The sequence below is a fragment of the Streptomyces sp. NPDC039480 genome, assembly GCF_055597165.1.
On the sequence record NZ_JBVITX010000001.1, the window covers coordinates 1,256,947 to 1,274,021 of the forward strand.

Below are 17,075 nucleotides of genomic sequence, written 5' to 3' on the forward strand. Positions count from 1 at the left end.
TGCAGCGAGACGTCGGCCTGGCAGTTGGTGACTTTGCCCGCGGTGGCGGAATGACCGGCCTACGTCTCCGGAGCTCAGCTAGGAACGGACGCCCCCTCGCGGTGCTGATGGGTTCAGTCCAGGCGCCGGCGGTCTTCATCGGTCCACTTGGTGGTGTCGCGGGGTTCGACGTAGGGCTCCTCGTTCTCGGGATGGCCGCCCTCTATGGCCCGCTGACGAGCCATTTCCGCGTCGAACTCCAGGCCCAGCAGAATCGCCAGGTTGGTGATCCACAGCCACACCAGGAAGATGATGACGCCGGCCAGGGTGCCGTAGGTCTTGTTGTACGAGGCGAAGTTGGCCACGTACAGCGCGAAGCCGGCCGATGCGATCATCCAGATCAGCAGGGCGAGGAAACTGCCGGGGGTCACCCATTTGAAGCCGCGGCCCCGGGCGTTGGGCGCGGCCCAGTACAGGATCGCGATCATGATGATCACGAGCAGGACCAGGACCGGCCACTTGGCGATGGACCACGCCGTCATGGCGCCGTCCCCGATCCCCAGCGCGGAGCCCGCCCGCTGCGCGAGGGGGCCGGTGAACACCACAATCAGCGCACTGACGACCGCCAGCACCATCAGGACGACCGTCAGCACCAGGCGCAGGGGCAGCACCTTCCAGGCAGGGCGGCCCTCGGGCATGTCGTAGACGGCATTGGAGGTGCGGATGAACGCCGCGATGTAGCCGGAGGCCGACCACACCGCCAGCACCAGACCGACGATCGCCATGAGCGAGCCGGTCCCGCCGTTGCCCTGCAGTTGCTGAACGGCATTGGAGATTATGTCGCGGGCCGGCCCGGGTGCGAGCTTCTGCAGGTTGTCCATGACCTGCTGCGTGGCGGACTTGCCCGCGATGCCGAGCAGCGACACCAGCACCAGCAGGGCGGGGAAGAGGGAGAGGACGCCGTAGTAGGTCAGGCTCGCGGCCCGGTCGGCGAGCTCGTCATCCTGGAACTCCTTCGCCGTGCGCTTGAGCAGCACCCACCACGACTTCTTGGGCATGGCAGTCGGCTCATCGGGCGCGTTGCGTTCCACTTCCGGGTCCGGACCGATGTTCTCCGATCCGCGCGGGGCCTCGGGTTTACCGCTCGTGTGGTCGCCATGGCGGTTGGTGCCGCCGTCGCTGCCGGGTTCGTTTCGACGCTGATGTGGTTCAGGGGTCGGTGCCATGCCAGATGGGTAACCGGACCCGGCGGGACGAAAACAGGATTCCGTTTGCTTGGACTTTCGATGCTTCGTCCTGTGTGTGGACCAGCACACCGATCGGACCTCCGGCTGTCAGACCCTCGACCTAGCATCCGCTTGTGACCCCTGAACTCCTTGCCTCACTGGCTGTCCCGCTCCGGCAAGGCCGGATGATCACATCCGACGAAGGCGATGGCGCTGTGCAGCCGCTATGGCTGAGCGACACCCCGGCCTCCGCCGAGCTGTGGGCCCGTCTGCTGGCCGAACACGGCACCTCGGGCCTGTGGCCACTCCTTCTCGACGCTCACGACCAAGGCAACGAGTCCAGGCCCTGGGCGTCCGGCGAGCTGTTTCCCGAGGGCATGTCGTCACCCCACGCGCACGACCCGGCCGGTCTCCTGGCGCAATGGTGGAGCGAGTACACGAAGACCGACGAGGACGACGACCTGCTCACGCCGGACCAACGTTCCGCTGTCACCGCACCATTCGGGCAGACCTGGCCAAGTCCAGACCTCCGCCACGAGCCCGTGATCGGCCCTGATGAGATGGCCGCTCAATACGCACGGGTCTTCACCGAACAACATCCCCAGGCACGTCTCGGGCTCGTCGCTGCTGCCTGCGGTGCGCACGCCCTCACCACTCTCGGCTGGGCAGGGCCCGCCAATTACGACAACGACACCGCCAAGTTCTCCGCGGTCGTACGCGACTGGGAGCACCGCTTCGGTGCACGCGTCGTAGCCGTCGGCTTCGACACCCTCCACCTCAGCGTCGCGGCACCACCCATAGACACCAAGGACGCCCTCCTGGTCGCCGCCGAGCACTTCGCATTCTGCCCGGACAACGTCTGGCAGAGCTTCCCTCCCTACACCCTGGCCGCCTACGCCGAACGCATCGTCGGCATGAACAGCTGGGACTTCTGGTGGGACTGATCGAACGACACAAGTGACCGCGCCGACGGGTGGAACGTCGACCTGCTGCTGCTGCTGCTGCGGACGGACGCCGCCCCGTGCGGCCCACGCCACCCGGGCAACGACTCACACCGACCAGCGACACAGCCGTACCCGGACCCTCGCAGACCGGGGGACAGCACTGGCCGGTGCGGTTGACCGGAACCACCCCCGGTGCCAGGCCGCACCCGCCAAGATGGTGCGGATGACAAGCACGGCAGACCTCTGGCACCACTACGGCCGAAGCCGTGCCGAGCGTGACCGCACCGTTCTCGATGCCTTCCGCTGGATCTGGAGCCAGGATGGTGGCCCAGGCTGCGAAGTGCTGGGTGATGTCGGGGGGGGCGAGTGGTCGGTGACCTCGGCGCCGGAGCTGCCCGGCATGCCGCGCATCTGGCCGTTCACCACGAGCCGGCGGAGATCGTCGCCATCGATGCCTCCCCGGCGCAGTACGAGATGGCGACCGGCCTGTTCGCCCACCTCGCCCCGCGCCTGCGTATCGCCTCGTCCGACGCCGTGCCCCACCTCCAAGCGGCGAAGAGTGTCTACGACGTGCTGTACAGCGTGTTCGGGGCCGTCGAGTTCACTGATCCGCGAGCACTGCTGCCGGCTGCCGCCGCTGCGCTGAGGCCGGGCGGGCGACTGGCCTTCTCCCCCCTGGCCGACTACCTGAATGGCGCTCCTGCCCAGCCGGACCTGGTGGCAGCCGACATCCCCGCGAAGACCCCCGAGGGCGAAAGGACCTCGCTGCGCCGGTGGGTTCTCCAGGAGCAGGTATGGGTGAAGGTCCTCGAGGAGGCCGGATTCACCAGCGTCGCCGTGGAGGTGCTTCCGCCGAAGTCCGACGGGCCGCGGGCGGCGGGGACGTTGCTCGTGATCGCTGACCGGCAGAGGCGGCCTCCCCTCTCCCGCCCGCCTCGGAGGCGGGCGCCACGCCCACCCATTCCCGCCCCCTGACGGAACTGTCACACCGGAGCCCACCGCAGGCTGTGCCCGAGCCGCCCACCGTGAGGACCGCGGTGGTGAACCCTGCGTGGGGATCAGCCAGAGGCGACGTCACGTTCGTGGGCAACGGCCCACCTCCAGTACTCGGCCACCGTCCGATTCACTGCTTCCTCACCGGCGGCTCGCGGCCCGACCGGAGCGGTGAGACTCGGGTAGGAAGCCGGTGTGGTCTCCAGGAGGATGGCGTGAGTGCGTTGGCCGGGTACTCGGCCTGTGGCGAAGACGTAGGAGGTACCGGGCGACAGCGACGTCGCTCCCTGCTCGTTGCTGACGGTGACCGTGCCGTGCAGGCCGCCCTTGAAGCTTCGCTCGACCCGCACCTGGTAGAGGTCGGAGAGGATGCCGTCAATGTCGCGCTGCCCGGCACGGTTCACGACTTCACCGGCAAAGACGTCGTCCGCGGTCCCGGCGACCTGCCTGGCATCTTGCGCGTCGTACAGGGTCACCGCCTCGCCCGCGCTGGTCGCATCTGCCGCATCGGTGAGGCGGTAAACCCCCAGCATGGCTCCGGCAACGACCGCCGATCCGGCCACAGCGAGCGCCAGTCGGCGGCGAAACGAGCTCATGAGACTGCCTTTCAGCCCCACAGGGCACGGTAGTTCTTGCGGTCCCGTGCGGTGGGGGCGCCGTGGGAGGGCATGTCGAAAGTGTTCGGAGCCATCAACGAGCGGTAGAGGGCCGGGTTCTTGTGGCAGAACCCCAGGGCGGCCCCAACTCGTGCGCAGCGATCCTGCCGGCGTCATCAGCGGGGAACTGCACCCGATCGAGGCCGCGCCGCGACCACACTCTGTTGGCGTGAGCGCGTGCATCGTCGAACACGGACTCGTCTTCCCACGCGATCTCTCCGCTGTCCACAGAGGCGCGGCCCGTGAATCCCGCTGGCCGTTCATGCACTGCGCTGCGGCTGCCGCCCGGGCCGATGCGGAAGGCACAGTGACCACGGATAGAGCAAGCAGCGTCGCCATCAGCAGCACGACGCCCGGCCTGCGTCGAAGATGCCCTACGTCGTGCACAGGACGGGCAGCACTGCCTGGTCGAGGGCGAACGCTGGCAGAGGGGCGGGACCGAGGACGCACGACGCTCCGTTCGGAAAAAGGGGAGGAGAGGGAAGAGCGTTCGTAGCGGGCCCGCCACGGCTCAGTGATGCGCCGCGGGCCTGTACTCCCTCACCCAGATGAGGCGCACCTGACTGGCACGACAGGGCGGCACCATCTCTCACCCGTCGCCGTCACCACCGAACGCCCCTCCAGCACCGCAGGCTGTTCGACGAGCAGGAGGCCTTTCCCGTCGGGCCAGCACTTATGGAGAACGCCATCTGAGCTGACAGGACGCCTTGTTCGGGCGGGGCGGCAGCGCCGATGATCAGAGCATGAGACCAGAAGTCGTGACCTTCGTCGCCGACGGCCCGCTGCCTGACTGGGACGCCGAGGAGGAAGAGATAGATCGGCGTGCCGCCCAGCTCGAAGCGATCGGCAAGCCGGTGACAGAACAGGAAGCGGCTGCCCTCGTCACCTGCTTCGGCCCCGACGACTGCTATGGGGTCGCCTGGACACTCCTACACCTCATCGAGACGGGCCCCCACCCGGTCCTCACGACCAAGCCGGCCCTGGACGCCAACGAGTGGCACCACCGGCTCTACGACCGCGCCGTGTTCGCAGAGCCCAACCCCACACCTTGATGCATCAAAGACCCGCACTTGCCACAACGCCTGTCGCTGGCCGGCAGGAACGGCCGTAGCCGTTTCCACTCGGCATCACTCAGATCACCCGCCCCACATCTCCGTCAACGAGTCCGGCACGGTGCAGCCACATGATCGCCCGGACAGCACGTTGGCGATGCCTGCATGACGACCACCACCACGAGGGCGGCCTCGACCTCCACTAGCCCGATGCCCGGGCCCGGACTGGGCGTCCAGGCGCGCCACCGTGGCTGCGAGCGGGGCCGTCAGCGCCTGGGCAGCACGCGACGTCCGTTGGGAAGGAGCACTGCTGCGCCGCCCGGTGCGAGCTGGTCGCACACTTGGCTACCAGGCCCTCGATGCCCTACGCGGGCAGCTGCTCGAACCACACGAGCGTGATCTCGCGGGCACGGCCTGCAGCGGCGGCTGCACTCCGTGAAGGACGTCGAGCAGGGCCGCCCGCCGCTCTACTTACGGCCGGGCGCGCAGGTCCTGGCCGTCGAGTGTGAGGCAATCGAAGGCGACGAAGCCGGTGGGGCATCAGTGGCGCAGGTCGGTCAGGCGGCGGCTGCGACGGGAGGCGTACGAGCGCACGGCGCCCAAGCCGATCCGGCCCTCGCGCCAGATGACCGCCTTGCCGTTGAGGGCGGTGTCGACGGGGAGGTTCATGGCGGCGCTGGCAAGGTCCAGCCATTGCTCGGTGGCGTCCCAGCCGGCGCGGGTCTGGCCGCGGCCGGTATCGCGGCGCCGCAGTACGGCGGGGACCCCGTCGTACTCCAGACTGCAGGGTGTCTCATGAGACATGATCGGCTGCCGGCCATCTTGTGCAGCTATCGCTTCTGCCGTGCCAGAGCCGGGTCTTGTCTGGTCAACCACAGTGCGAGCGTGGCAATCAGTGCGCAGCCGGTCATGCCGAGGAAGAGCGGCATGACGGTGTGTCCGCCAGCGATGCCCATCAGGGGGGCGACGGCCGCGCCGAGGGCGCTTTGCAGTGTGCCGAGCACTGCCGAACCGGTACCGGCCGCGTGCGGTACGCGTGCCAGGGCAAGTGCGGGGGCGGTGGTGAAGACCTGCCCGAGGCCGAGGAAGCCGATGCCGACCAGGCCAAGGGCCCACACCCGGTTGAGGTTTCCGGTGGCGGTGACGAGCAGGGCGACGGCGCTCGACATCAGGAGCACGGCCAGTCCGGTGTTCAGCAGGAGCCGAGAGCCGTAGCGGGTGACGAGCCGGGCCGCGGCGGCACTGGAGACGGTGGCGGTGAGGGCGCCGGCGGAGAAGGCCATGGAGGCCTCGCCGACGCTGAAGCCCAGAACGTTCTGCAGCAGAAAGGGGGACGCGGCGATGTAACAGAACAGGGTGGCACTGGCGAAGCAGAAAGCAAATGTGTGGCCGAGATAGGGGCGGTCGGTCAGTACCGAGACGGCGGCCTTGAGCGTGGTCCGGATGCCGTCGGCGTGTCGGTGTTCGGCGGGCAGGCTCTCCGGAACGAGGAGCAGCGCGGCCAGGAACATGAGCGCGGTCGCGCCGGCCAGCACCCAGAAGACCGCGCGCCAACCGCCGGAGCCGTTCACTATTGCCCCGCCGGCCAGCGGCGCCACGATGGGGGCGATGCCGCCCAGGGCCATCAGCAGCCCGAAGATCCTCGTGGCGGTCGTGCCGGACGTGACGTCTGAGACCACGGCCCGGCCGACGACTACGGCTGCAGCCCCGCTGAATCCCATGAGGAATCGCAGGACGGTCAGGGGCTCGAGCGAGGGGGCGACGGCGCACAGCGCCGTGGCCAAGGTGCAGATGCCGGTTCCCAGGAGGATCGGCTTCCGGCGTCCGTACCGGTCGGAGAGGGGGCCGAGTACCAATTGGCCGGCGGCGAGCCCGAAGAGGAACGCGGTGAGGGTGAGTTGGATGCCGGCGGCGTCCGTGGACAGGTCCAGGGCCATGGCCGGAAAGCCCGGGAGGTACATGTCCGTAGACAGCGGGATCACGAAGGACAGCAACGCCAGGGTCGCGGTCAGGCGGCCTGGAGGGGACGCGGGCGCCGGGTTCGGCGCCGACGGGCCGGTTTGGGTGGGGGCAGGGGAGTTCACGGCCGCTCCAGAGGGAGGAAGGGGACAGCAGGCATGGTGACTATAGTTATATAGTTATAGGGAAAGGTAGAGTGAGAGAGTGACCAAGGGCAACGAACTCCATGACCATGCTCTGTTGAGCGAAGCGAGGCAGCTGACCCCCGCGGTCTATGCCCTCGCCCGTGTCCTGCGGCTGCGGGGGGTCGACGAGGCGGGGCTGCTTCCTCTACCGCCGTCGGACCTGGAGGTTCTGCGCTATGTGCTGGAATCCCCGGGTACAGGAACGGGTGAACTCGCGCGCGAACTCGGGCTGCATGGGAGCAACGCCAGCACCACCGTGCGGGGCCTGGTCGCCCAGGGGTTGATCCGGCGCGAGACCGATCCTCGCGACCGTCGAGCCGTTCAGCTGTATCCGACACTGGATGCCCAGCACGGCATGGCTCGGATCGAGAATGCCTGGGCCGCCTTGTTCGCCGATGCCCTGGCCGCGCTGCCCGCCGACGACCGTGCCGCACTCGCCGCCGCGATTCCCGCGCTGCGAGCACTCGGCTCCACTATGCGAGCCCTCCGCCGGGACTGACTGACAGTGCTCCGGCAGCGAGGAGAACTGCCGAAACTCCGACCCGGGGCCGGAACTTCGCCACAGAAGTACCGCTACTGCTGCGCGGTGAGGCACCTTCAGCCCAGCCCGATTGGTAAGCGGGGCACATTCTCGGCGAGGGCAACAGTGACGGGGTACTCCATCCCGCCAGCGTCCGTCCCCTCACCAAGGCACGCGCGGCGGACTGCTCCGGTCGATCACACCGTCCAGCTGTCCGGCCCGCCGCCCTGCCACTCGATCAGCCGTGAGCGCACGACGTCCATCTCGCCGTACTCCTGGAGCCCGGCCTCCTGCATGAACGCCGCCACATCCTGCACCGTGTCCCGGGGCTGCCGTCACGGGAACCCGGCACGTGAGAGCTCGACAAGCGGGGGATCACCGTCCGGGCGACTCCTTGCGCGTGCAATCCTTCCCATCCCGCCATACAGCCGGGCAAGCCGTGGGCCGTGACCTCCCGACTGTCCCGGCACGGCGGCAGCGAGTTCGTCTTCTTCCCTCCTCGTCGACCCCCTCGCACGTCGTCAACACGTCCGCCGGTACGGGAAGTCCGGCAGGTACGTCCGCCATTCCTGCCGGGTCAGTCCGCCGCGCGCCCGCGCGCACGCGCTGTCCGCGGCGCGCCCCGCCGTGACGGAGATGCCACGGACCGCGCCGCGCGAGGTCATGACGCGCAACTCATCGCCGTTGAAGCCGAGGGCGAGAACGGGGCCGCCCGTCCCCGCGTACCGGGCGCCGTCGAGCCGCGGCGTGTCCGTCTCCCAGACCTGGACGGAGCCTTCGGTGTCACTCGCGGCGACATAGCGGCTGTCCGCGGAGAAGGCCACGACCCGCTGCGACTCGCCCTCTCTCGGCCCGTCCTCCGCCAGGACGGCGAGGGCGCGGCGGGCCCGGCCGTCCCACAAAGTGAGCCTGCCGTTCTCATCGGCGACGGCGAGGAAGCGGCCGTCGGGGCTGAACGTGCCGGACACCAGCGAGTCCTCGCCGCGCAGCACGGGTCGCGAACGTCCGGTCCCGACATCGGTCATCCGGCCGTCCAGGGAGAGGAGTTCACGGCCGCCGGGTGCGAGGACGAGGCTGCCGGTGCCGGGACGCGCGGTGTGAAGCAACCGCGTACCACCCTGACCACCGCCGCCCGATCCACCGTTCCCCCCAGCGCGCCCCATACCGCCCTGCCCGCCGCCCGACCCGCCGTTCCCCCCAGCGCCCCGCGTGCCCAGCCGCCAGACGTCGACCTTCATGTCGTCGGCGTCCTGCATCCCGGTCGGCGAGCCCGCCGTCACGGGCGGTTCGCCGGCCCCGGGCAGGACGAGGCTGCCCACCTGCGACGCCAGGTCCGTCGGTGGCGCCTTCTCCTTGCCGTGCCGCAGGTCCCATCGGCGGATCCTCGTGCCCATGAGTTCCGCGACGCCGTAGGCGAGAGCGGCGCTGTCGGGGGAGAAGGCCAGGGCCGGACCACCGCAGTCCGCGCACACCCGCCCCGGCAGCGTACGCAGAACCGTGCCGTCGCGACCGTCGCGCAGCCGGAACTCCCCTGCGCCGGAACGGCGTTCGAGGGTGATCAGCGTGCGCCCGTCCGGGCTGAAACGGGCTTCCTCGATGCCGGGCGGCCGCCGCGTTCCGCGCGGCCCCGCCAGGGCGTCGCGGACGTCGAGGGTGCGGACCACTCGGGTGCTCACCTGTACGCGGACCGCTTCGGCCCTCTCGTCCAGGCGCACCCCGCTCGCCGTGAGCTCGCTCGCCGGGTGCCGCAGCAGCGGAGCCCCCGGGTCGGCGGTGCGCCACAGGACCACCTCCTTGTCCCCGAGGGCGACCCCCAGGGTGCCGTCCGCGCTGAGGTCCACGTCCGGTTCGTACGCACCGGGCAGCTTGAGCCGGCGTCGCTCCTGCCCCGTCCGTACATCCCAGGTCCGCACGCCCCCTTCCACGGGGACGACCAGCGACCGCCCGTCCGGTGCGAAGGCAGCCTCCTCAGCCGCGCAGAAGGACCGGTCGAGAGCGCGAGGCCAGGTTCTGGGCAGGTCCTGGCCCGTCCGCACGTCGCGGACGAGGAGCGGGCCCGACTCAGCCCTGCACGTCGCGAGGAGCCGGTCGTCCTGGCTCATGGCGGAGAACGGCGCACCGGCCTCCACACCCCGGATCCGTGTGACGACTGTGTGCCGCCGTACGTCCCACACCTGGACCTCGCCCCGCGCCTCGTGCTGGACGATGAACAGCCGCCCGCTGGGCGCGAACCTGCCGTCCGTCCCCGAGCCCGTGCCGCCTCCCAGTGGCCGGCCCAGGGCGCGTTCGCCCCGCAGATCCCAGATCCGGAACCCGTGCCGGGTCGCCCGTGCGATCAGGCGCCCGTCCGCGCTGACGTCCGCGTCATAGCCGGAGGGGTCGTCGAAGGTGCCCGGCCTGTTGTACGTACCGATCCGCCGCCCGCCGTCCAGTGCCCAGCGCGTCACCCGGCGTCCGGTGGAACTGGTCAGGGTGCGTCCGTCCGCACTCAGGAGCCTTGCCGTCGCAGGCGCAGCCGCCGCACCGTCCCCGAAGAACGCGTCCCGTTCCCGCTGTGCGGCGGCGCTGCGCACCGCCTCTCTGGTCTCCGGGAGGTCCGCGATCCGCCAGGCGGCCACGCTCAGCCGCATCGAGGTGACCGGGTCGGAGGTGCGCAGCGTCTTCGCGACACCGGCGATCCGGCGTGCCTCTGCCTCGGCGTGCTGCCGATGGCCGTTCCTGCTCTGCTGCCAGGCCAGTGCGCCCGCGACCGTCGCGAGACAGACCAGCAGGGCGAGCGCGCCGAGGGGGACGCGGGTACGGCGGGCGGCCCGCGTACGCGCGCGTGCGCCCTGCTCCAGTGCGGCGATCCCGGCGCGCAGGAACTCGGCCTCCCGATCGGTGAGTTCACCTTCGCTACCCCCGCTGCCCCCGAACGCCTCCCTGGCCGCCCTGAGCCTCGCCCCCCGGTACAAAGATCCGGGGTCCCGGTCCAACTCCACCCAGACGCGGGTGGCTTCGGTCAGCGACCGGTGCAGGCGCAGCCGCTCTCTGTCCTCCTCGATCCAGGCCCGCAGGCGTGGCCAGGCGCCGATCAGTGCCTCGTGTGCGAGCTCCACGGAGGTGCCGTCGACGGTCAGGAGGCGTGCTGCGACCAGCCGTTCCAGGACGTCGGCACAGCCCGGCGGCAGGTCGGCGCGGTCGACGGGGCGCCGCGTGTCCGCCGTGCCGTCGCCCGGTGCCACCATCCGCAGCAGCAGCGTGCGCGCACGGGCGGTATCCGTCTCGCTCAGGCTCCCGTAGACGTCCTCGGCGGTGTGCGCGACGGCGCCGCGCACGCCTCCGATCGCCTCGTACGCCGCCTCGGTCAGCATTCTGCCGCTGCGCCTCCGCCAGACTTCGCGCAGCGCGTGGGCCATCAGCGGCAAGCCGCCTGGTTCGTCGACCACATCGGCGACGATTCTGGCGGTCAGGGCGCGTTCGACGACCAGGCGGCCGGCCACGGCCGGTCCGACGACGGCCTCGCGCAGACCGGTCGGCGACATCGGCCCGACCAGTACATGGGCCTCGCTCAACGCGGCGGCGAGCGGGCCGTGTTCGGCGCAGCGGCCGTAGAAGTCGGCGCGCACCGCGAGGAGTACGCGGAGCCGGGCGGCCGGGTCCCGTGCGGCGAGCAGTCCGTCGAGGAAGGCGTCGCGTTCGGCCGGGTCGCGGCAGAGCGAGAAGATCTCCTCGAACTGATCCACCACGAGCAGGGTGTCGCCCTCGCCGGCGGCCGGAGTCAGCAGCTGCCGGTGGGCGCGGTTCGGACGTTCCCCAGGGGTCAGGATGCGGATCGCCGCGGGGCGCGCGAGCCCGGTCGACTGCCGTAACGCAGGGATGAGTCCGGCCCGCAGCAGGGACGACTTGCCGCAGCCCGACGCACCGACCACCGCTGTCACGCGCCGCCGGGCCGTGAGGTCCACGAGGGAGGCCACGAGGTCGTCGCGGCCGTAGAAGCGGTCCTCGTCGCCGGTGCCGAACCGGGCGAGGCCCGGGTAGGGCGACTCGCCTTCGTCCGTCCCGTGTTCGGCGTCCTCGGCCACCGTCTCGTACCAGCGGCGCTCCCACTCCTCCGGGTCCCCGCCGCACGCGGTGACGTAGGCGCGCAGCACCGGCAGCGTCGGCAGCCGCTCGCCCGCGGCGGCCGCGGAGAGGGTGGGCGCCGAGTAGGGGACACGCTGCGCCATCGTGCGGTACGTGGGGCTGCCGGCCTCGGCCCGGAGCTTGCGGAGCCCGTGTGCCAGGCGCGGGATTGGGCCCGCCGTCGGCTCCAGCGGTTTCTCGCGACGTCCCACCCGACACGCCCCTCCCGACCGCCCGGCCGGCACCCCGGGCGGCACTCCTTCGGTACTCGCCGGTGCGCCTCGGTGCTCACCGAGGCGCACCGGGGCCGCGGCCAAGATCGTGAACCACGCTAGCAATTGATTGATGCGGCGGAACAGGGCTGCCCATCAATTCGTGCGCCGCTGGACTCGACCGTCGGAGCCCGCTCCCGGGCCCTTCCGGTCCTGTCCGTCGCACGCCCACAGGAGTACGCCATCACCACCACCTCCCGGCCCTCCCGTCCGTTACCCGCACTGCGAGCGCCGCGGGGCTGCGGCACGGACTTCCGCTCGCCGAAGGTCCGCGGGAGAGCGGTGTCCGCCGCTCTTCCCGGGCTCGTCCTGACGCTCGGTCTCGGCCTGTGGGGGATCCGGCGGGACGGCACCCTGTGGCTGGACGAGATGGCGACCTACGAGGCCTCGCGGCGCGGCATCGGGGAGCTGTGGCTCACACTCGGCAACGTCGACGCCGTGCACGGGCTCTACTACCTGCTGATGCACGTACTGTTCGCGCTCACCGGCGACGCTGATCCGCTGCTGGTCCTGCGCATCCCGTCCGTCCTGGTCATGGGGGCCGCCGCCGCAGGGGTGGCGCTGCTGGGCAGGAGGCTCGCGGGAGCGCGGGCGGGAGCACTCGCCGGTGTCGTGTTCGCCTTGATCCCGCCGGTCCAGCGTTTCGCCCAGGAGGGCCGCTCGTACGCTGTGGTCTGCGCTCTCGTCGTCTGGGCGACCTGCGCGCTGGTGGATGGTGTGACCGCGTCGGGAGGTCGGGCGGCCCAGGTGGCTGGCGTGACCGCGCCCGGGAGCCGGGCGTCACACGTGGACGCCGTGACGACGCCCAAGGGCCGGGCATCACAGGTGGACGCCCTTCCTAGGTCGGCACGCCGAGCGCGGCGCGCGTGGTTCCGGTACGGGGTGTTGATGCTGGCCGCGTGTCTGCTGCACGAGTTCGCCGTGTTCGCGCTGGCCGGGCACGCTCTGATGGTGCCGCGTGCCGCACGGCGGCGGTGGATCGTCGCCGCGGTGGCCGTGTGCACGGCACTCGCTCCGCTCGTGGTGGTGAGTCAGAGGCAGCAGGCACAGGTGGCCTGGCTCCGATTCGATTCCGGCATGTACGCGCAGACGCTCGTCGTCTGCCTGCTGGGAGCGGTTTGTGCCGTGCTCCTCGGCAGGCGTGCCCACGGGTGGGCGGAGCCTCCGACCGGGCTCGTCCGCGTGGCGTTGCCGCTGCTGGTCGCGCCGATCGCGCTGCTGATGCTCCTCACTCCGCTCAAGCCGCTCTTCGTGGAACGCTACGTCCTGTACTGCTGGTGCGGGCTCGCCCTGCTCGTCGGAGGTCTCATCGACCGGTTGCTGCGGGGTCGCCCATGGCACGGCGCCGTCGCCCTGGTGGCCGCCGCGGCCGCTGTCGCCGCGCTGTTCCCCCAGGCGCAGCACCTGCGGGAACCCGCGCACCGCAGCGGCAACGCCGACGCCACCGCCACGGCACGGGCCATCCGGGAGGCAGGCCGGCCCGGGGACGCGGTGGTGTACCTGCCGAGGCACCACCGCGGGTGGGTACTGCCTACTCCGGGCACCGTGGCGGGGCTGCGTGACATCGCCTTGGACAGCGGCCCGGATGCCTCCCACACCTTGTACGGAGTCGAGGCGTCCGCCCGTGTCATCCGCGACCGCATGGCCGCGGAGCCGCGGATCGTCTTCGTCACCGACCCGTCCGGAGGGACCGCCGGGGCGAACGACCGGGAGGCCGTGAAACTCGGCGTCATCCAGAGCCGGTTCGAGAAGTGCCGGACGGTGCCGAACCGCGGACCGCGCATCACCTTGTACGCACGCCCCGGCAGATGTTGACGCTCAACTCTGCGCTGTGCGGCCCTTGATGCGGTGCGGCCCGGCACGCCCACCAGAAAACGGTTTGCCACAGAGGCTGCGGGTGGATAGACGTGGCGCCCAGGCCCCTGCCACGAGGGTGGGGGTGCGAAGGTAAGGGAAGAGGCGAGCCGGTGCTTCCAGAGAGCAATGCGCTTGCGTCCTCTCATGGCACAGATCGCGTGTGTCCCACGGTTAGGGGAAGACAGTTGGACCTCTTCGAGAGGGCGCAGGATGTGGACAGTCGAGAGGCCCTGGCCAGGTTTCTCCAGGAAGCTGTTGCAGACCTGTCTGAAAATGAGGCGGCCTGGGAGAACGTGACACTGGCAGACTTCCTGGAGGCCTGGGGCGCCTGGTTGCAAGCCGTGCCTCAGTGGTGCGCCAACCGGGGTGAGCCCGTACCGGACAGCCCAAGCTGGAACTTGGTGGCCCAGATGGTCATGGCGGGCCGCATCTACGAGTGACATGGCCTCGCCGCCAGAGCAGTGACGCAAGTAGGGGAAGACAGCGTGGCGTTGGCCCATCGCGAGCAGTCCGCGGTCCTGGTTGAGCGGTACTTGCTCTGGCTGCAGGATGGCGAGGGGGACTTCATCGACGACTGACCTGAGGGTGAGCGAGGGTTGGTTGTGGGAGAGCGCGGGCGGCGGGGCCAGGTAGGAGGGGGAAGATGGGCAGGGTCACTCCATGAGCATCATCTTGATCCTTGTGCCTGTCCTAGTTGGGCTCTGGTGTTACCCACTGTTCGCCGGAAGATGGTGGCGCAGTCCCGTCTGGTTCGCCGTGACTGCCGTGTTCCTTCTGCTGGGGACTGGGATCACATACCTCATCGGCGCCTTGGCCGGTGGGCTGGACACGGCAGAGGAATGCCACAGCGCAGGCCAGGCCTACGACTCGGCGTACCGCGGGGAACACTTCCGCGAATTCGGACAGTGGTACCCGCTGCACGAAAAATGCCACGCGGGTTACGACCTGGTCCCGGCCTGGGTGAACCCCACCCTGGCGGCCCTCCCCACCCTGGCCGTCGTCTCCTTGGCGTACTGCGTACGACTGGCCGTCATCAATCGCCGCACCAAGAAGAAGGACGCCTCGTGAACCATGTGAGTGGGCACCGTGTGCTTGGCGCCGCCAGCAGCACGAACACATCGTCTCGAACGCCAAGGCCCCCTCGCCATGCGAGAGCAGGTCGCGCACATCCGTGATGACAGCGTCCAAGGTCAGCGGAGAGTCACCCAGAAGCGCAGCCACACGCGCTCGATACGACAGGCTCACGAGCCAGTGGGGTCCGGGTGTGTCAGCGGTGGGTGAGCCAGAAGACGATGAGGGTGATCAGGCCGCTGCCGCTGCCGAAGCAGATACCGCGCAGCAGCTGGCTGAGTGCGGTACGGCGGCAGGCGCGAGCCCAGCCGCGGAGGCGGCGGCCGGAGCGGGCGAGCGCGCGGCCGGGGCGCGATCATGCAGGGGGCGCCGTCGTCGGCGAGGCGGTCTACTTTCATCTCCAAACCGCCGGTGAGCGGCTTCGCGCTGCTCGGTCAGAGAGGTGTGGTGAAGGTGGAGGCAGTATGCGGTGGCCGGTGCCTGCGGCCAGCTGCCACCGGAACTGTGCGGGTTCCGGGTGCTGTCCGGCCAGGTGAAGGAGCGAGGCGAACACGGCGGCCCCCTCGTCGTCGAGGTTGTCCTCTTCGACCGGCACGTCGGGGTCACCTTGGGCGAGCCGGTCGACGTGAGGGGCGGCGTGCGGCGTGTTGAGCATCCACCGGGCGGTTACCGTCCGCCGCTGCCCGGCCTGAGCCGCGCGCCGGATCGGCCGGGACCCACAGGTTTTGACAGGAGTGGCGCTGGAGAAGCCCGAACAACTTGGTGTGCGGGGCCGACGGAACCGGGTAACGTCTTGGTCATGTTCCTCCCGACGCCGATTTACGAGTGAGAGCGTGACGGGCTCCTGCTGACGTCCTTCGTCGAGGCCGCGCCCGTCCCCACCGATGAATCCTTTGGCATTTCACACCATTTCGGGAGAACCCGTGAGCAAGAACATCAACAACCCTGTGGGCATGGGCGGCGGCAAGCGCAAGAGGCTGTCCCGCGCCGAGCGGCAGAACAACGGTCCGCACCGGAACCTCGACCGCCAGGGTGCCGCCGATCAGAAGGCGGAGCTGGTGCGCAAGATGCGGGAGAAGGTCGGCGCGGCCGAGGGCGACGCCGGGCAGGCGAGCGACGGCACCGTACAGAACTGACGCACCGCCGCCGCGAGGCGGCACCGCACGGGGGAGGGCCCGGATCGCGACGCGCGGTCCGGGCCCTGCTGGCCTACCGGGCCGGCTGGTCCCGTTCAGTTCGACGGAACACGCGCAGGGCGGTGGGCTGCATTCCGGAGTTCCGGAGGAAGTCGCCCACCGCCCTACGTCTGCTCGACCCGGCGCACCCCGAAAGTCGAGGAACAGTCCTCGTCTCCCACAGTTACGACGCTCAGGGCGACCCCTTCAGCCGCGATGCGCCTGATGGACGCTGACGGCATAGCCGCCGCCCTCGTAGGGGTGGGCGTCCCATGTGGCGAAGCGGTCGACGAAGGTGAGGCCGGCCGTGGCGCAGTGGGCGTCGTACTCCGGCAGGGTCAGGGTGGGGGACACCGGCAGGTGCGCTTCGTCCAGGCCGAATCCGGCGACCATGATGCCGCCCGGGCGCAGGCTCCGGGCCAGGCGGCTGACCACCGCGGCCTCCGTGCCCGCGGCGAGGAGCGGGAAGATGTTGCCGGCGGCCACCACGAGGTCGAAGTCCGCGCCACCGGGAAGTTCAGCCGGGTCGAACGTGGCCAGGTCGGCCTGGATCCAGGGCAGGTGGGGTGCCTGTTTGCGCGCCACGGCCAGCATGGAAGCGTCGAGGTCGACTCCGACGCAGTCATACCCGAGCTCCGCCAGCCGGATCATGACCCGGCCGGTACCGCACCCGGCATCCAGCACCCTTGCTCCGGCGGGCACCAGCGTGGCGCACAGCTGGGCCTCACCGTGCATATCCCTGCCGCTGCCGGCCAGGGCGGCAAACCGGGCGGCGTAGTCCTCTCCGGACGTCCCACCGGTCAACTCTTCCCAACGGCTCATGACCGACAGCGTAGGCGAGCAGCAAGAGTGCTCGCTCCCGGCCCGGCTCCGAGCAACGGTGTCGCGCTGTCGCTGCCCAAGGGCCTCGTGGCTCAGACGATTGAGCGGAGCCCTGCACTCGCCCAGCCGCTCAAGGGGAAAGGGCTGCCCCGACGCTCCGGCAAGCCCGTATCTACGGCAGCCACTGTCCCGGGCATTGCCGGCGCCGCATGGACGGCAAGCAAGGTGACCCCGTCGGGGGAGCCCTGGCTGCAACCACC

General features: G+C 70.2%; 14 protein-coding genes. 8 read left to right on the forward strand and 6 right to left on the reverse strand.

All coding sequences use genetic code 11. The features are described from left to right. Window positions 1-113 precede the first annotated feature (113 nt). Complete coding sequence (locus ACZ56E_RS04975) at window positions 114-1,205, reverse strand: YihY/virulence factor BrkB family protein (RefSeq protein ID WP_471211086.1); 1,092 nt, start codon at window positions 1,203-1,205, stop codon at window positions 114-116. Between the two features lie 215 nt (window positions 1,206-1,420). Here ACZ56E_RS04975 and ACZ56E_RS04980 point away from each other — a divergent pair, with 215 nt between their 5' ends. Together ACZ56E_RS04980 and ACZ56E_RS04985 are read left to right on the forward strand one after the other, a co-directional pair. Next, the gene (locus tag ACZ56E_RS04980) at window positions 1,421-2,149 is read left to right on the forward strand and encodes a DUF4253 domain-containing protein (RefSeq protein WP_471211090.1); all 729 of its coding nucleotides are present in this window, start codon (window positions 1,421-1,423) and stop codon (window positions 2,147-2,149) included. A 366-nt stretch (window positions 2,150-2,515) separates the two neighbouring features. Continuing rightward, window positions 2,516-3,124, forward strand: coding sequence for a methyltransferase domain-containing protein (locus ACZ56E_RS04985; protein WP_471211091.1), 609 nt, complete (start codon window positions 2,516-2,518; stop codon window positions 3,122-3,124). Between the two features lie 83 nt (window positions 3,125-3,207). Here the strand turns inward: ACZ56E_RS04985 and ACZ56E_RS04990 are convergent, their stop codons facing one another. Further along, the gene (locus ACZ56E_RS04990; protein ID WP_471211093.1) at window positions 3,208-3,738 is read right to left on the reverse strand and encodes a hypothetical protein; all 531 of its coding nucleotides are present in this window, start codon (window positions 3,736-3,738) and stop codon (window positions 3,208-3,210) included. 803 nt (window positions 3,739-4,541) lie between these two features. Between ACZ56E_RS04990 and ACZ56E_RS04995 the strand changes: the two genes are divergently transcribed. Continuing rightward, on the forward strand, window positions 4,542-4,850 hold the full coding sequence (locus ACZ56E_RS04995) for a hypothetical protein (RefSeq protein WP_471211096.1): 309 nt from the start codon (window positions 4,542-4,544) through the stop codon (window positions 4,848-4,850). A 540-nt stretch (window positions 4,851-5,390) separates the two neighbouring features. On the opposite strand, the gene ACZ56E_RS05000 is transcribed toward ACZ56E_RS04995, so the two are convergent. Together ACZ56E_RS05000 and ACZ56E_RS05005 are read right to left on the reverse strand one after the other, a co-directional pair. Further along, entirely contained in the window at window positions 5,391-5,654 is a 264-nt protein-coding gene (locus tag ACZ56E_RS05000; RefSeq protein ID WP_471211098.1) for a hypothetical protein, read from the reverse strand. Between the two features lie 26 nt (window positions 5,655-5,680). Continuing rightward, window positions 5,681-6,934, reverse strand: a complete 1,254-nt coding sequence (locus ACZ56E_RS05005; RefSeq protein ID WP_471211100.1) for a multidrug effflux MFS transporter — start codon at window positions 6,932-6,934, stop codon at window positions 5,681-5,683. A 79-nt stretch (window positions 6,935-7,013) separates the two neighbouring features. Here ACZ56E_RS05005 and ACZ56E_RS05010 point away from each other — a divergent pair, with 79 nt between their 5' ends. Then, window positions 7,014-7,493 carry a MarR family winged helix-turn-helix transcriptional regulator gene (locus ACZ56E_RS05010; protein ID WP_471211102.1) on the forward strand — a complete coding sequence of 160 codons (480 nt, stop codon included), beginning with the start codon at window positions 7,014-7,016 and terminating at the stop codon, window positions 7,491-7,493. Window positions 7,494-8,035: 542 nt separating this feature from the next. On the opposite strand, the gene ACZ56E_RS05015 is transcribed toward ACZ56E_RS05010, so the two are convergent. Continuing rightward, window positions 8,036-11,830, reverse strand: a complete 3,795-nt coding sequence (locus ACZ56E_RS05015) for an nSTAND1 domain-containing NTPase (RefSeq protein WP_471211105.1) — start codon at window positions 11,828-11,830, stop codon at window positions 8,036-8,038. A 342-nt stretch (window positions 11,831-12,172) separates the two neighbouring features. On the opposite strand from ACZ56E_RS05015, the gene ACZ56E_RS05020 reads away from it, so the two are divergent. From ACZ56E_RS05020 to ACZ56E_RS05035, 4 genes are all read left to right on the forward strand, one after another. Further along, window positions 12,173-13,705 carry a glycosyltransferase family 39 protein gene (locus ACZ56E_RS05020; RefSeq protein WP_471211106.1) on the forward strand — a complete coding sequence of 511 codons (1,533 nt, stop codon included), beginning with the start codon at window positions 12,173-12,175 and terminating at the stop codon, window positions 13,703-13,705. A 227-nt stretch (window positions 13,706-13,932) separates the two neighbouring features. Then, window positions 13,933-14,187, forward strand: a complete 255-nt coding sequence (locus tag ACZ56E_RS05025) for a DUF7660 family protein (protein ID WP_471211108.1) — start codon at window positions 13,933-13,935, stop codon at window positions 14,185-14,187. A 370-nt stretch (window positions 14,188-14,557) separates the two neighbouring features. Continuing rightward, window positions 14,558-14,815, forward strand: a complete 258-nt coding sequence (locus tag ACZ56E_RS05030) for a hypothetical protein (protein ID WP_471211112.1) — start codon at window positions 14,558-14,560, stop codon at window positions 14,813-14,815. A gap of 887 nt (window positions 14,816-15,702) precedes the next feature. Further along, window positions 15,703-15,954, forward strand: a complete 252-nt coding sequence (locus ACZ56E_RS05035; RefSeq protein ID WP_471211113.1) for a DUF6243 family protein — start codon at window positions 15,703-15,705, stop codon at window positions 15,952-15,954. A gap of 246 nt (window positions 15,955-16,200) precedes the next feature. Here ACZ56E_RS05035 and ACZ56E_RS05040 read toward each other — a convergent pair whose 3' ends face one another. After that, complete coding sequence (locus tag ACZ56E_RS05040) at window positions 16,201-16,815, reverse strand: class I SAM-dependent methyltransferase (RefSeq protein WP_471211114.1); 615 nt, start codon at window positions 16,813-16,815, stop codon at window positions 16,201-16,203. Window positions 16,816-17,075 lie beyond the last annotated feature (260 nt).